General features: G+C 67.7%; 15 protein-coding genes. 6 read left to right on the plus strand and 9 right to left on the minus strand.

Annotation, left to right across the window (positions count from 1 at the left end):
• The first annotated feature begins 56 nt into the window (after positions 1–56).
• From VHA82_RS24405 to VHA82_RS24415, 3 genes are all read left to right on the plus strand, one after another.
• On the plus strand, positions 57–1616 hold the full coding sequence (locus tag VHA82_RS24405) for an NAD(P)-binding protein (RefSeq protein WP_414708698.1): 1560 nt from the start codon (positions 57–59) through the stop codon (positions 1614–1616).
• 109 nt (positions 1617–1725) lie between these two features.
• Positions 1726–2649: a hypothetical protein gene (locus tag VHA82_RS24410; protein WP_325548158.1), complete on the plus strand. Its 924-nt coding sequence runs from the start codon at positions 1726–1728 to the stop codon at positions 2647–2649.
• Positions 2646–3050, plus strand: coding sequence for a type II toxin-antitoxin system VapC family toxin (locus VHA82_RS24415; protein WP_325548160.1), 405 nt, complete (start codon positions 2646–2648; stop codon positions 3048–3050). Before VHA82_RS24410 ends, VHA82_RS24415 begins: the two co-directional genes overlap by 4 nt.
• A 7-nt stretch (positions 3051–3057) precedes the next feature.
• On the opposite strand, the gene VHA82_RS24420 is transcribed toward VHA82_RS24415, so the two are convergent.
• The 4 genes from VHA82_RS24420 to speD all read right to left on the minus strand — a co-directional run bounded on the left by VHA82_RS24420 (position 3058) and on the right by speD (position 6386).
• Positions 3058–3726, minus strand: coding sequence for an enoyl-CoA hydratase/isomerase family protein (locus tag VHA82_RS24420; RefSeq protein WP_325548162.1), 669 nt, complete (start codon positions 3724–3726; stop codon positions 3058–3060).
• Positions 3727–3784: 58 nt separating this feature from the next.
• Positions 3785–5182 (minus strand): aminopeptidase P N-terminal domain-containing protein, encoded by a 1398-nt coding sequence (locus VHA82_RS24425; protein WP_325548165.1) that lies wholly within the window; start codon positions 5180–5182, stop codon positions 3785–3787.
• An 18-nt stretch (positions 5183–5200) separates the two neighbouring features.
• Positions 5201–5944: a nucleotidyltransferase family protein gene (locus tag VHA82_RS24430; protein WP_325548167.1), complete on the minus strand. Its 744-nt coding sequence runs from the start codon at positions 5942–5944 to the stop codon at positions 5201–5203.
• 64 nt (positions 5945–6008) lie between these two features.
• Positions 6009–6386, minus strand: a complete 378-nt coding sequence (speD, locus tag VHA82_RS24435) for an adenosylmethionine decarboxylase (RefSeq protein ID WP_325548169.1) — start codon at positions 6384–6386, stop codon at positions 6009–6011.
• A 124-nt stretch (positions 6387–6510) separates the two neighbouring features.
• On the opposite strand from speD, the gene tkt reads away from it, so the two are divergent.
• Genes tkt through VHA82_RS24450 form a run of 3 tightly spaced genes read left to right on the plus strand, consistent with a single transcriptional unit; the run spans position 6511 to position 10360 of the window.
• Positions 6511–8553 carry a transketolase gene (gene tkt, locus VHA82_RS24440; RefSeq protein WP_325548172.1) on the plus strand — a complete coding sequence of 681 codons (2043 nt, stop codon included), beginning with the start codon at positions 6511–6513 and terminating at the stop codon, positions 8551–8553.
• Between the two features lie 39 nt (positions 8554–8592).
• Entirely contained in the window at positions 8593–9591 is a 999-nt protein-coding gene (gene gap / locus VHA82_RS24445; RefSeq protein WP_325548174.1) for a type I glyceraldehyde-3-phosphate dehydrogenase, read from the plus strand.
• A gap of 16 nt (positions 9592–9607) precedes the next feature.
• On the plus strand, positions 9608–10360 hold the full coding sequence (locus VHA82_RS24450; RefSeq protein WP_325548177.1) for a class I SAM-dependent methyltransferase: 753 nt from the start codon (positions 9608–9610) through the stop codon (positions 10358–10360).
• A gap of 83 nt (positions 10361–10443) precedes the next feature.
• Here VHA82_RS24450 and VHA82_RS24455 read toward each other — a convergent pair whose 3' ends face one another.
• The 5 genes from VHA82_RS24455 to VHA82_RS24475 form a co-directional block, all read right to left on the minus strand.
• On the minus strand, positions 10444–11100 hold the full coding sequence (locus VHA82_RS24455; protein WP_325548179.1) for a plastocyanin: 657 nt from the start codon (positions 11098–11100) through the stop codon (positions 10444–10446).
• 4 nt (positions 11101–11104) lie between these two features.
• Positions 11105–11491 carry a hypothetical protein gene (locus VHA82_RS24460; RefSeq protein WP_325548181.1) on the minus strand — a complete coding sequence of 129 codons (387 nt, stop codon included), beginning with the start codon at positions 11489–11491 and terminating at the stop codon, positions 11105–11107.
• A 173-nt stretch (positions 11492–11664) separates the two neighbouring features.
• Positions 11665–12711 (minus strand): hypothetical protein, encoded by a 1047-nt coding sequence (locus tag VHA82_RS24465; protein ID WP_325548183.1) that lies wholly within the window; start codon positions 12709–12711, stop codon positions 11665–11667.
• Positions 12708–13190, minus strand: coding sequence for a hypothetical protein (locus VHA82_RS24470; RefSeq protein WP_325548186.1), 483 nt, complete (start codon positions 13188–13190; stop codon positions 12708–12710). Before VHA82_RS24470 ends, VHA82_RS24465 begins: the two co-directional genes overlap by 4 nt.
• Positions 13183–13770, minus strand: a complete 588-nt coding sequence (locus VHA82_RS24475) for an RNA polymerase sigma factor (protein WP_325548189.1) — start codon at positions 13768–13770, stop codon at positions 13183–13185. The genes VHA82_RS24470 and VHA82_RS24475 overlap by 8 nt, the downstream gene beginning before the upstream one ends.
• Between the last annotated feature and the right edge of the window lie 5 nt (positions 13771–13775).

The raw sequence follows: 13775 nt of genomic DNA on the forward strand, positions 1-13775 counted from the left end.
TCCGCGATGTCTCCGGCAAACTCCCTCCCCCTTTGGTGGAGGGCCGGGGTAGGGGCATTGCGCGCCGCGCTTTTCTCGCAGGCACCGCGTCGGCTCTCGCCTCGGGGTGTCATCCTGCGCGGGACATCCCGGGCGGCTTCGCGGGCGGTGCGTCCTTCGATCGTGGCCATCTCCTGCGCGAAGCGCATACCTCGTCCGCCCCTGCGCGTACTCACCGCGTACGCGTCGTCATCGCCGGCGCCGGCATCGCGGGCCTTGCCGCATCGCGCGCGCTGCGCTTGCGCGGCATCGAGGATTTCGCCGTGCTCGATCTCGAGGACGATCCCGGCGGCAACAGCCGCGCGGGCGCGGTGAACGGCATCGCTTGCCCCTGGGGCGCGCACTATCTGCCGGTCCCCGGCGACGACTCACCCGAGGTGCAGGACTTTCTCGAGGAACTGGGCCTGAGAAGGCGCGTGGCGGGCCGCTGGGAATACGAGGAACTGCATCTGGTGCACGCGCCGCAGGAGCGCCTCTGGTTTCGCGGCCGCTGGCAAGACGGCGTGGTGCCGCTGGACGCCGTCGGCAACGCGACGATCGCGCAGTACAGGCGATTCGCGCAGCTCGTGGAGGATGCGAGGCGAGTGCATCGGTTCGCGATCCCGATGGCCGTGCGCGACGACACGCGCGCCGCGACGGAACTCGACGCGATGACCTTCGCGCGGTGGCTGGACCGGCAGCGGCTCGATGACGCGCAGCTGCGCTGGCTGCTCGACTACTGCTGCCGCGACGACTACGGCGCGGGCATCGACACCGTGTCGGCGTGGGCCGGCATCCACTACTTCGCGGCGCGCCATGGCTTTCATCCGCTCGCGGCGGACGATGCCGAACGCGAAGGGCTCCTCACCTGGCCGGAGGGCAATGCGTTCTTCGCGCGCACGCTGGCGGCTTCGTTGAAGGAGCGATTTCATGGCGGCTGCGTCGTCGTTCGCATCGCAGCCATGCGGCGTGGCGTCGAAGTCGATGCGCTCGATGTTCGAACCGGGCGCATCGACCGCTGGCAGGCCGATCACTGCATCGTCGCGTTGCCGGTTTTCATCGCGGCTCGCGTGATCGTGAACGCGCCTGTCTTTCTGCAACGAAAGGCGGCCGCAATGCGCTACGCGCCCTGGGTCGTGGCGAACCTGCATCTGCGCGCGCTGCCCGACGATCGCGCCGGTGCGGAAATCGCGTGGGACAACGTCGTGTACGGGACGGCGGGGCTCGGCTACGTCGTAGCGACGCACCAGAAGCTCGACCCGCGGCCGGGCCCGACGGTGTTCAGCTGGTATTGCGCGCCGGGCGAATCGAAGCGGCGGGAAGTGCTGGATTCTTCGTGGCAGCACTGGCGCGATGCGGCGCTCGCGGAACTTTCCGCCCCGCACCCCGACCTTGCCGCCAAGGTCACGCGCGTCGAAGTCGCGCGCTACGGTCACGCCATGTCGATTCCCGTGCCGGGTTCGCTCGCGCTTTCAGGCATGCCTGCCGTGACGAAGCCGTTGAGCTTCGCGCATGCGGACTGGGCGGGTTATTCGATCTTCGAGGAGGCGTTCACGATGGGGCATAGGGCGGGAGCGATCGCGCTCATGCAGGTGTAGCCAGCCCCTTCTCCAAGGCTGCGTGCCTGTCGATGCCGCAAAATGGGATGGTGGGTCACTTTGCCGTGCTTCTCCCAAAGAAGGACAATAGCAACTCAAGGAGGCCGATATGGTCGATGAAGCCACATTGGAGCTCGCGTCGTTGCGCTTCGAAGGCAGCCGCTTCCAGGGCCACGCCCTCGATGTCGAGTGCACGCAGGAGCTGATTGCGTATCGGACGCTGGTGCTGGAGTGTGCGAAGGAGCTTTGGCGGCGCAAGAACCCGGCGCGCGAACGTTTGCCACGAGGATTTGAAGAGGGCTTCCGACTTCAGTTCGACCGAATCGAAGACGGATCGGCCAGGGTGCCTTTGCGCCGTGTGCGAGGGGCCGCGCAGGGAGAGCTGGATCTTGGCGATGAGTTCGAAGAGGCAGCTGCCCTGATCGATGCGGCGATTGTCGCCGCCGATCGCGATGACTTGCTGCCCGAACAACTTCCTTCAAACGTTATCCCGCTGTTCGCGAACTTCGGTCGGACGCTACGCGAGGATGAAGTGCTGTTCACCTCCGCGCGTGGATCGTCTCGGGAAGCACCATACACACAGAAGGCGCGGGTATCACTTGCCGCCTGGGTGGGCCCCACTTACGAAGACAGAGTGGACGTCATCGGTGAGGTCCGCATGGCGAACCTCGGCCCCGGCGTGTTCAAGCTTCAGATTGTCGAATCCGGCGTGTCTATCGAAGGTCACTTCGACGCCAGCCAGGAAATGGTCGTCCTCGATGCGCTGAAGAATCATCGCAGTGTGCGCCTCCACGTCATCGGGAATGCGGAATTCTCCACACGCGATCGCCAGGTCAAGCGATTCATCCGCATCGAGCAGGTTGGCCTGGCGCCCTCATCGGCAGGGGACTTCGATGATTCCGCGCCTCCCATCTGGGACCAATTGGCCAGGATCGGAGAGGAGGCTCCCGCAGGAATCTGGAGTTCCGTCCCGAACGATCTTTCCGAAAGGATAGATGAGGTGGTCTATGGCCGGGGAGATGCAGACCGGTGAAAGTCGTCTTTGCAGACACTGGATACTGGGCGGCCACGCTCAATCCGCAGGATCGCCTGCACGCGAAATCGTTGGAAGTGTCGAGAGGCTTGGGAAAGGTCCGAGTTCTCACGAGCGAAATGGTGCTCGTCGAGTTGCTCGCGGCACTTTCGAAGATTTCGCTCAGACCCTCGGCCGTGAGGTGTGTGGAAGCGATTCGTCTGGACCCCAACGTGGAGGTCGTGCCGCAAACGTCGCTGCAATTCCTGTCGGCGTTCGAGCGATTCCGAGCGATGGTAGACAAAGAGTGGAGTCTCACGGACTGCGCATCCTTCAATCTCATGCGAGAGCGGGGCGTGACGGAGGCACTGGCACACGACCATCATTTCGAACAGGCCGGGTTCGTGGCCCTGTTGCGCTGAAGTGAATCTATAGCACGAGCTTGCGCATCAACACAGCATGCACCACGGCTTCCCGCTGCAAGACACCGTCAAGCTCACCGATCGATTCGCGATGGAGCAGCCGCTTCGCATCGGCGAGGATGCCTCGGTCGCCGAGCGCGAGATGCGTCGCGATGGCAAGCGACCTCGCTTCCAGCCGCGCATCGTCCACCACCTCCCACACCAGACCCCACGCCAGCGCCTGCTCCGCCGTGAAGGGTTCGCCCAGCATCAGCACGCCTTTGGCCCTCGGCAGGCCGATGGCGCGCGGCAGCAGCGCGGCTGCGCCGCCCGTCACGAACAGCCCCGAGGCGACCTCGGGCAGTTTGAACTGCGCATTGCGCGCGGCAACGACGATGTCGCAATTGAGCAGCAATTCCAGCCCCGCACCGACCGCCCAGCCTTGCGCGGCGCCCACCACGGGCTTCGGCGAATCCATCAATGCGGCGGCCACGCGCTGCAGCACATCGACGAACTCGCCGGTGGCGGCATCGTCGCGGTCCTTGCCGGCGCAAAAGGCCCGGCCTTCACCGCAAAGCAGCACCACACGCACGCTGTCGTCGGCATTGGCCCGCTCGATGGCGGCAAGCAGGTCGCGCGCGAGTGAAAGCGTGAGCGCGTTGAGACGCTCGGGACGCTGAAGGCGAAGCCGAAGCACGCCCTCCGTTTGCCCCCACCCGAGACCTCCCGCGGAGGGGGAGGGAGAAGACGACGCATCAGCCACGCATCAGCGCTTCGATCTCGTCCGCCTTCACCGGCGCGCCGCGCGTGATGAGCTCGCAGCCTTCGGGCGTGACGATCGCGTCGTCCTCGATGCGGATGCCGATGTGGTGGAAGGCTTCCGGCACGCCTTCGCCCGGACGCACGTAGAGGCCCGGCTCGATGGTGAGGGCCATGCCGGGCCGCAGGATGCGGCTCGGGCGGTTCTTGATCACTTCGCCCGACAGCGGGTCCTTGCGCTCGCTCACCTCCCCCGTCTGGCCGGGCTCCACATAGCTGCCGGCGTCGTGCACGTCCATGCCGATCCAGTGGCCCGTGCGGTGCATGTAGAACTGGAAATACGCGCGCTTCTCGATCACGTCGTCGAGCGTGCCCACCTTGTTGCGATCCAGGAGGCCCGTGTCGAGCATGCCCTGCGCGAGCACCTTCACGGCCGCATCGTGCGGGTCGGTGAACCGCGCGCCGGGTTTGGTCGCATCGACCGCGGCCTGCTGCGAAGCGAGCACGAGGTCGTACAGCGTGCGCTGCGGCCCGGTGAACTTGCCGTCGGCGGGGAAGGTGCGCGTGATGTCGCTCGCGTAGCCATCGAGCTCGCAGCCCGCGTCGATCAGCACGAGCTCGCCCGGACGAATCGGCGCGGCGTCGGCGCGGTAGTGCAGCACGCAGGCATTCGCGCCCGCGGCCACGATGGAGCCGTAGGCCGTGTACTGCGAGCCGCCCGCGCGGAATTCGTGCAGCAGCTCGGCGTCCAGGTGGTATTCGCGCAGGTCGTGGCCTTCGCGCAGCATGCGCGCGCTCGCCTTCATCGCGCGCACGTGAGCACGCGCGCTGATCGCGGCCGCGCGGCGCATCACGTCCTGCTCGTGCGGGTCCTTGAAGAGGCGCATCTCGTCGAGCACCGCGCAGAGGTCGTGCTGCTCTTCGGGGCAGAGCGCGCCGTAGCGGACGCGCGAACGCACTTGCGACAGCCAGCCCGCGATGCGCTGCTCGAGTCCCGCATGCGTGGCGAACGGGAACCACACCGAGGCCTTGTTTTCCAGCAGCTTCGGCAGGCGCGCATCCAGTTCGCCGATGGGATGCGCTTCGTTCACGCCGAGCGCGGCGGTCGCCGCCTCGGGGCCGAGCCGAAAGCCGTCCCAGATCTCGCGTTCCGTGTCCTTCGGCTGGCAAAAGAGCGTGCTGGTTCCGTCTGCCGCCACCACGAGCCATGCATTCGGCTCGGTGAAGCCGGTGAGGTAGTAGAAGTAGCTGTCGTGGCGGTAGAGGAAGTCCGAGTCGCGGTTGCGCGGCCGCTCCGGCGCGGTCGGAACGATCGCGACGCCGTTGCCGCCGAGCTGCCGGGCCATGCGCGCGCGCCGCTGTGCATAAAGCGAGGTGGGGACGTTCGTGTTCATGCCCCCGATTGTCGGCCTTTACGAGCCGCCGTGTCTCGGCAGTTCGCGGCAGGCCGTTTGCTGCAGCGCGGCCAGCTGCGCGGGCGTGCCGAGGTTGTGCCATTCGCCCCCGAACCGCTCGACCGTGATGCGGTGCTCGCGCATGCCGGCATAAAGCCGCGGGCCGAGCGCCACCTTCTGCCCGACGGGGATCGCTGCGCAGAGCTCGGCGCGCACGAGCGCCAGATTCGCGTAGGTCCACGTGCTGCCATCGGGGCCGGGGCCATCGGCCAGGCCGTAGCCGTCCGCGCCGATGCCGAAGTCCCCTTTCGCATGGAATCCTGGATTGGGCACGAGCCACAGGTGCGCGAGCAGATTCGTCCGGGCGAACCGTTGCGCCGCCTGTGGGTCGTAGACGAAGTCCGGCGCGTGAATGTCGGCCGACACGAGCCAGAACGTCTCCCGCAGCAGCGGCAGCGCCTTCGCAATCCCGCCGGCCGTCTCGAGCGCGCCGCCGTGGTCGCGGCCTTCCATCGAGTAGTCGATGGCCAGTCCCCAGCGCGAGCCGTCGCCGATCGCGGCGGGGATCTGCGCCTCGAGCCATGCCGTGTTGATCACGACGCGGCCGATGCCGGCTCGCGCGAGCGCTTCGAGATGCCACTCGATGAGCGGCTTGCCGCGGACTTTCAGCAGCGGCTTGGGGCAGGCGTCGGTGAGCGGCCGCATGCGCTCGCCGCGCCCCGCGGCCAGGATCAGCGCCTCGCCCTTCCCGGGGTCGCTCATGCGTCGCTCACCGGCCATGCATGCGGCATTTCACTCGGCATTCACGCGGCATTCAATGCGGCATTCATTCGTCGTCACCGCGGTCCATCGAGCGCTGCTCGGTCCACTCGGGCACGAAGCGATTCACGAGGGCGGCCATCAGGTTGCGCGCCTTGGCCGAGTGGTCGCCGCTGAAGTTGCACACGTACACGTCGAGCGTCACCGCCTTCTGCTCGGGCCAGGTGTGCAGGCACACGTGCGATTCCGCAAGCAGCACCGTTGCCGTGATGCCCCCGGGCGAGGCGTTCGATCCGGGAAAGACGTGGAACAATTGGTTCACCACCTGCAGCCCCACGGCCTTCACCGCCTCCACGCACCAGGGCCCGAGCCGGTCCACGTCGGTCAGCCAGGCGGTATCGCAGCGGCAGACGTACAGGTCGGCGGTGAGGTGCAGGCCTTTCATGACGAGACTTTAGTGCATCGGGCGCGCTCCAGGCGCGGCCACGCCGGATGTGGGCGCCCCATGCGTGCGCTCCAAGTAAAATGCCGGGTTTGTCCCGATATTCCTCCTTCGAAGGCCGCCCCCGATGTCCAACGATTCACTGATGGCGAACGCGATTCGCGCGCTCGCCATGGATGCCGTGCAGCAAGCGAATTCGGGACATCCGGGCGCGCCGATGGGCATGGCCGACATCTCGGTGGCGCTCTGGCACCGCCATCTGCGGCACAACCCGAAGAATCCGCGCTGGCCCGACCGGGACCGCTTCGTGCTTTCCAACGGCCATGCCTCGATGCTGCTGTACGCCCTGCTGCACTTGACAGGTTACGACCTGCCGATCGGCGAGCTGAAGGGGTTCCGGCAGCTTCACAGCAAGACGCCCGGGCACCCGGAGCATGGCCTCACGCCCGGCGTCGAGACCACGACCGGGCCGCTCGGCCAAGGCATCAGCAACGCCGTGGGCATGGCGCTCGCGGAAAAGCTGCTCGCGGCGGAATTCAATCGCGACGGCCACACCATCGTCGACCATCACACCTACGTGTACCTGGGCGACGGTTGTCTGATGGAAGGCATCAGCCACGAATGCTGCTCGATCGCCGGAGCGTGGAAGCTCAACAAGCTCATCGCCGTCTACGACGACAACGGCATCTCGATCGACGGCCAGGTGACTCCCTGGTTCGTCGACGACACGGCAGCGCGCTTCAAGGCCTACGGCTGGAACGTGATCGGCCCGGTGGACGGGCACGACATCGAAGCGGTGGACAAGGCCATTGCCTCGGCGCGCCTCAGTGCCGACCGGCCGACCCTGATCGTCGCGAAGACGCAGATCGGCAAGGGCTCGCCCAATCGGGCCAACACGGCCAAGGCGCACGGCGAGCCGCTCGGCGCGGAGGAAGTGGCGCTCACGCGCAGCGCGATCGGCTGGGCGCACGAACCCTTCCACTTGCCGCAGGGCGTCTACGACGAATGGGACGCGCGCGCCAGAGGCGACACGCTGGAGTCGGAATGGCAGAAGCGCTTCGACGCGTACCGCACGGCCCATCCGGAACTCGCGGCCGAGTTCCTGCGCCGCATGAAGGGCGAGTTGCCGAAGAACTTCGCTCAGGTGGCCGCCGAAGTCGCCCTCGAGGCGCACGCGAAGGCGGAGACGGTCGCCTCGCGCAAGGCGTCGCAGATGGCGCTCGAAACGTTCACTGCCGCGCTGCCGGAGATGCTCGGCGGCTCGGCGGACCTCACGGGCTCCAACCTCACCAACACGAAGAGCACGCCGCCGCTGCGCTTCGACCAGGCGGGCGACGTGGTGCGCACGGCCGAAGGCGGCATCGGTCGCCACATCAACTACGGCGTGCGCGAATTCGGCATGGCCGCGATCATGAACGGCGTCGCGCTGCACGGCGGCTACATCCCCTACGGCGGAACCTTTCTCACGTTCAGCGACTACAGCCGCAACGCGATCCGCATGGCGGCGCTCATGAAGCAGCGCGTGGTGCACGTGTTCACGCACGATTCGATCGGCCTCGGCGAGGACGGGCCCACGCACCAGTCGATCGAGCACGCGGCGAGCCTGCGCCTCATCCCCAATCTCGAAGTCTGGCGTCCCTGCGACACGGCGGAGACGGCGGTCGCATGGGCCTGCGCCCTGCGCAACGCGACGCGGCCCACGGCGCTCCTGCTGTCGCGGCAGAATCTGCCCTATGCGGCCAGGGAAGGCCTCGAGGCCATCGAGAAGGGCGCCTACGTGCTTGCCGAGCCGGCCGAAGTGGGGGTGAAGCGCAAGGCGCGCGCGGTGATCATCGCCACCGGCTCGGAAGTGCAGCTCGCGCTCAAAGCGCAGGAGCTGCTCGCGCAGCGGGGGCTCGCGGTGCGTGTCGTCTCGATGCCCTGCACGACGGCGTTCGAACGGCAGAGCCGCGAGTACAAGGAAGAGGTGCTTCCCGCGGGCATCCCGCGAGTGGCGGTGGAAGCCGGCGTCACGGACTTCTGGTGGAAGTTCGGCTGCGCGGCCGTCGTGGGAATCGACACGTTCGGCGAATCGGCGCCGGCGTCGGCCGTGTTCAAGCATTTCGGCTTCACGCCGCAAAACGTGGCGGATACGGTGCAGACGGTTTTGCAGCAACGTTTTTCGGCGTAGGCTAGCGGCAAGGCATTCTTTGAACTGGAGCTTATCGACATGACTCTCAGAATCGGCATCAACGGCTTCGGCCGCATCGGGCGCAACGTGCTGCGCTCGGCGGTGCAGAACTTCCCCGACGTGGAAATCGTCGGCATCAACGACCTGCTGGAGCCCGGCTACCTCTGCTACATGCTGCAGTACGACTCCGTGCATGGCCGCTTCAAAGGGGAGCTCGCGGTGGAAGGCTCCACGCTCATCGTGAACGGCAAGCGCATCCGCCTCACGGCCGAGAAGGACCCCGCGAGCCTCGAGTGGGGCGACGTCGGCGCCGATGTCGTGATCGAATCCACCGGCCTCTTTCTCACCCGCGAATCCGGGCAGAAGCACGTGGACGCCGGAGCGAAGAAGGTGATCCTCTCCGCGCCCTCGAAGGACGACACGCCGATGTTCGTGTACGGCGTGAACCATGCGAAGTACGACGGGCAGAAGGTGATTTCCAACGCCTCCTGCACCACGAACTGCCTGGCCCCGCTTGCGAAAGTGGTCCACGACAAGTGGGGCATCAAGCGCGGGCTCATGACCACCGTGCACGCGGCGACCGCCACGCAAAAGACCGTGGACGGCCCGAGCAACAAGGACTGGCGCGGCGGCCGCGGCATCCTGGAGAACATCATCCCGTCCTCCACCGGAGCCGCCAAGGCGGTCGGCGTCGTGATCCCCGAGCTGAACAAGAAGCTCACGGGCATGTCGTTTCGCGTGCCGACTTCGGACGTCTCGGTGGTCGACCTCACCTGCGAGCTCGACAGGCCCGCCACGTACGCCGAGATCTGCGCCGAGATGAAGTCGCAGTCCGAAGGCGCGCTGAAGGGCGTGCTCGGCTACACCGAGGACAAGGTGGTGGCGACCGACTTCCGCGGCGACCCGCGAACGTCCATCTTCGATGCGGACGCCGGCATCCAGCTCGACCCCACGTTCGTGAAGCTCGTGAGCTGGTACGACAACGAGTGGGGCTACTCCAACAAGTGCCTGGAGATGGCACGCGTGATCGCGGGTTGAGATGGAAGCGGGGCGCATGGCCGAGTTCTACGATGAACTGGCGCCCTACTACCATCTCATCTTCACCGACTGGGATCGGAGCATCCGCAGGCAGGGCGAACAGCTCGCCGCGCTGATCGACAAACACTGGCCCTTCGCGCGGCGCGTGCTGGACGTCGCGTGCGGCATCGGCACGCAGTCCTTCGCGCTCGCCCAGCGCAACTACATCGTGTTCGCCTCCGACATGAGCGAGGTCGCGCTCAAGCGCGCGCGGCTCGAAGCGCAGAAGCGCAACCTCATGATCGCGTTCACCCGCTGCGACATGCGGCGCGCGCACGAGGGTCATGGCAGCGGCTTCGACGTCGTCGTGTGCGCGGACAACGCCTTGCCGCATCTGCTCACCGACGAGGAGATCCTGCAGGCGCTCGGGCAGATGTTCGAATGCCTGCTTCCCGGCGGCGGCTGCATCGTCACCGTGCGCGACTACCAGGGGCTGATGAAGGCGGGCAAGGGCCTGCTCGTGCCCTATCCGTTGCACGAGAGCGCGGCCAAGCGCTACATCGTGTTCCAGCAGCTGGAGTTCAAGGGCGCCTACTGCTCGGTGCGCTTTTGCATCGTGCAGGAAGACCTCGCGACGCGCGAAAGCAGTGTCCGCGTGATGAAGACTCATTACTACGCGGTGTCGACCGACCGCCTTTGCGAGCTGATGCGCGAGGCCGGCTTCACGGACGTGCAGCGGCTCGACGGCGCGTTCTACCAGCCGGTGCTGATCGGGACGCGGCCGAAGTAGTCGCGTCGGCGCCTGCGGCCGGCACCGTCGCGCTCGAGTAGTTTTCGCGCAAGCCCCCCGCGTTGCCGCGGCCCGGCCCCGGGCTAGATCCGCCTGCGTTTGGGCACGACCGTGAGCTGCACGCTCGCCTTGGCCGGCGCGGCCGTGAGCTTCAGCTCCTCCGGCGGCAGATCGATCAGCTGGTCGGCCTGCCACACGCGCATCTGCGCGTTGCCCTCGGGAACGCGTTCGAACGACGCGATGCCTTCTCCATTCGTGAGCGCGGCCCAGGGCGAGTCGCTCACGTAGACATGGCCGCGCATCGAGGCGTGCAGGTGACAGCCGAGAAGGATCGGGCCGGCCTTGTCGAAGACCGCCTCCGCGCTCTTCGCGGCCTTGCCTTCGGGCTTGCCGTCGAGCCTCAGCTCGAAGCCGCTGCCCGCATCGAAATTCAGCACGCCCGCGGGAGACGCGCGCACGTGGTGCTCCCACGGATCGTTGTTGGTGAAGGTGCCCTTCGCACCCACCGCCACCAGCGACACCGCGGGCACGAAGCGCATCTTCTCCTGGTTGATCGTCACGTGATCCGGCAGCGGCTTCACCGGCGCGCCCGCCGCGACGGGGCGCAGCACGACCACGGCGTCGGCAACGGGCTTGCCTTCCTTGTCGAGCACGGTCACCTGCAGCGCTCCCGCCGATGCGGCGAAGGGTGCCAGTGCGGCCAGCACGGTGCCTGCCGCGAACATCATCCAGCGCGCCATGGCATCACTCGCGCACGGCGTGCCAGACCTTGTTGTAGTTGTCGCCGTACTTGTCGCCGGGCTCCTGGTCTTCCGGCCATGTGTAGAGCGGCTTGCCGCGCCAGGCCCATTGACGCCGCCCGTCGTCGCGCGCGACGATGCTCCAGTCGCCGACGGCGCGATCGTTCGCGCCGGCGAGAAGAGGCGGCCACTTCACCGCGCAGTCGCCGGTGCAGGCCGACTTGCCGCTGCCGGCCATGTCGCGATCGAATGTGTAGAGCGTGATGCCCTTCGAGTCGACCAGCATGCCTTCGTGCATGTGGGCCGGCGCGGCGGAGCCGTACATGGATGCGCAGCCGGCCAGCAGCGCGGCCGCGGCCGGCAGCGCGGCGAGGAGAGACTTCGAGGGCATGGAACCTCCGTGGTGGGACTTCTCACATGAACAGCCGCGGGCGCACGCTTATTCCGCAGGGGCAAACCCTTCGAACGAAAGTGAAAAAATGCCCCGCGCCGAAGTGGCGCGGGGCATGAAAGACCTTTCAGGAATGAAAAGGTCTGGAGAACCCTCGGACAGTCGAGGAAACGCTAGGGACGCTTGCGCGGCCCCATCGGCAGCGCAGGCGGCTCGATGCGGGCATAGTCGGCGGGCACGCGCAGCAACGCCGTGTCGGGTTCGCCGCGCACCAGGTTCTGCACGCGGTAGCTGTCTTCGCCCGCGAGTGGATCAGATTCGCGCGACCGCAATGTGACGAGCAGTTCCGGCGAAGTCCACACCTCGCGCACCGTGACGAGCGGCTTTTCGTTGCCGAAGCGGCCGGCCTCGACGGTCCAGGTCGTGCGCTTGCCCTCGGCGCGCAGGCCCTCGATGGTTTCGGCCGGCAAGGCGGTGACGCTGCCCGGTCCGCGCGGCGCATGCAGGCGCGCCTGGAACGCGATCATGGGCGGCATCGCACCCATCGGCGGTGGCGGCGGCAGGAATTCCGCGAACTGGGGACCGCCGATCACGATGCGCACCGGCTGCGGCGACGCGTCCGTGCGCTCGGCGGCCGCGGGCAGAGGACTATCCGGAGGCCGCCCGAATTGCGCTCGCATGCGCTCGCCCACGGCGTGGCCCCACTCGCGCATTTCGCGCGCCCACTCCCGCAGATGCTCGATCGCGCCCGAATCGACGTCGGGGCCGCGAGCGTGACGCATGCCGTCAAGACGCACGGCCGTCTTCGCCTCGGGCTCGAGCAGCCACGCCTCACGCGCCACGGGGTCGTTCAGGAAGACCTTGCGACGCGCGCCGGATGCGATTTCCTGCCGTGTGCGGCCCTGGCCGTCGCGGCAAAGGCGCGTCTGCTCGCGCTGCACGATGCGGTTGCCGTCCGCGAGCGTCTGCACATGTTCGTGCACGGCGTCGGCACAATAAGGCGCGTCCTTCACGATGCGTTCGCGCTCCAGCTCGGACGCGGCGAGGAACATCGAGTCGTGCCGCAGCGGGCCGCTCATCCATGGCGCGTGCAGTTCGGGCCCGGGCGCAGTCGTGGCTCGAGGACCGGGCTGAGCAAAAGCGCAGGGCACCGCGGCCAACGCGGCCAGCGCGGCCGCGAGCGCGCCGCAGCGGATCGTGACAGAGGGCTTTGTCGTCATTGCGAATCCTCGTGAAGCACGCGCACGGCCAGCACGTCGCCGGAGCTGTGCATGAGCAGTTGCGCGCGCACCGGCTGGCCGGCGCGGCCGGGGTCGTAGGGCAGGCCGAGGGCCGCGAGCCGTTCGGGCGCGAGCTCGGTCGCGACGAGCCACGCGGCGTCCCCCGAAACGGAAGCAGCCTGCCAGCGTTCGTTCGCGGCAACGGGCACGAAGCCGCCCGCGAGCAAGGTGGCTTCGGCGTCGCCTTGCGCGGGCGCTAGGAACATGACGCTCGCCCAGGCGAAAAGTGCCGTGAACGCCGTGCCGACGCCGGCCCACATCCACGACCAGCCCAGGCGGCGCGGCGCGGCCGAGCTCGCCGCGTGGCGGCCGAGCGTGTCGTGAATGCGCGCGAGCAGTCCGGGCGGCAAAGGCTGCGAGCGCAATTCGTACGCGGCGGCGGCCAGCCGCGTGGCGAGTGTCACGTGCGATTCAGTCATGATCGATCTCTCCGTAAAGCGGCGCGAGCGCCCGGGCGAGGCGCTGCCGGCCGCGATGCACGCGCGTGCGCAGCGTGTTGAGCTCCACGCCCGCGATCTGCGCGGCCTCGGCATAGGGCCGCTCCTGCAGGTCCACGAGCACCACGGCCTCGCGAAAGGGCCACGGCAACGCGCGCACCGCGCTCCACAACGAGTCGCTGTCCTGCACCCGCACCAGCTGCGACTCGGGCGATGTGTCGGTCGCGTCCACGTCGCTTTCCTCGTCGAACGCCGCGTCCCCCGGGTCGCGCCAGCGTGCGAGCAGCTTGTGCCGGGCGATGCCGCAGAGCCACGCGCGCAGCGGCCCCCTGGCGGCGTCGTAGCCGGCCGGGTGTTCCGCGAGGTGAATGAAGGCATCGTGCGTCGCGTCGGCCGACCATGCGGGATTGCCGCACATCGCCAACGCGAACCGGTAGACCGGCGCCGCCTCGGCGCGATAGATCAGGTCCAGTGCCTCGCGGTCGCCACGCGCGATGCGTGAGACCAGCGTGCCGGGATCGGTGGCGGTGGCGGTTGCGGTGGCTTGGGGCCAGAGGCGCATGCGTC

Origin of the sequence: Ramlibacter sp. (genome assembly GCF_035548915.1) — a bacterium.
GTDB lineage: Bacteria > Pseudomonadota > Gammaproteobacteria > Burkholderiales > Burkholderiaceae_C > Ramlibacter.

Bases quoted from the DNA above. Each gene is read 5' to 3' on its own strand.
- VHA82_RS24410 (WP_325548158.1), top strand. From the start codon at position 1,726: ATGGTCGATGAAGCCACATTGGAGCTCGCGTCGTTGCGCTTCGAAGGC.
- VHA82_RS24425 (WP_325548165.1), bottom strand. From the start codon at position 5,182: ATGAACACGAACGTCCCCACCTCGCTTTATGCACAGCGGCGCGCGCGC.
- VHA82_RS24430 (WP_325548167.1), bottom strand. From the start codon at position 5,944: ATGAGCGACCCCGGGAAGGGCGAGGCGCTGATCCTGGCCGCGGGGCGC.
- speD (WP_325548169.1), bottom strand. From the start codon at position 6,386: ATGAAAGGCCTGCACCTCACCGCCGACCTGTACGTCTGCCGCTGCGAT.
- tkt (WP_325548172.1), top strand. From the start codon at position 6,511: ATGTCCAACGATTCACTGATGGCGAACGCGATTCGCGCGCTCGCCATG.
- gap (WP_325548174.1), top strand. From the start codon at position 8,593: ATGACTCTCAGAATCGGCATCAACGGCTTCGGCCGCATCGGGCGCAAC.
- VHA82_RS24450 (WP_325548177.1), top strand. From the start codon at position 9,608: ATGGCCGAGTTCTACGATGAACTGGCGCCCTACTACCATCTCATCTTC.
- VHA82_RS24455 (WP_325548179.1), bottom strand. From the start codon at position 11,100: ATGGCGCGCTGGATGATGTTCGCGGCAGGCACCGTGCTGGCCGCACTG.
- VHA82_RS24460 (WP_325548181.1), bottom strand. From the start codon at position 11,491: ATGCCCTCGAAGTCTCTCCTCGCCGCGCTGCCGGCCGCGGCCGCGCTG.
- VHA82_RS24465 (WP_325548183.1), bottom strand. From the start codon at position 12,711: ATGACGACAAAGCCCTCTGTCACGATCCGCTGCGGCGCGCTCGCGGCC.
- VHA82_RS24470 (WP_325548186.1), bottom strand. From the start codon at position 13,190: ATGACTGAATCGCACGTGACACTCGCCACGCGGCTGGCCGCCGCCGCG.
- VHA82_RS24475 (WP_325548189.1), bottom strand. From the start codon at position 13,770: ATGCGCCTCTGGCCCCAAGCCACCGCAACCGCCACCGCCACCGATCCC.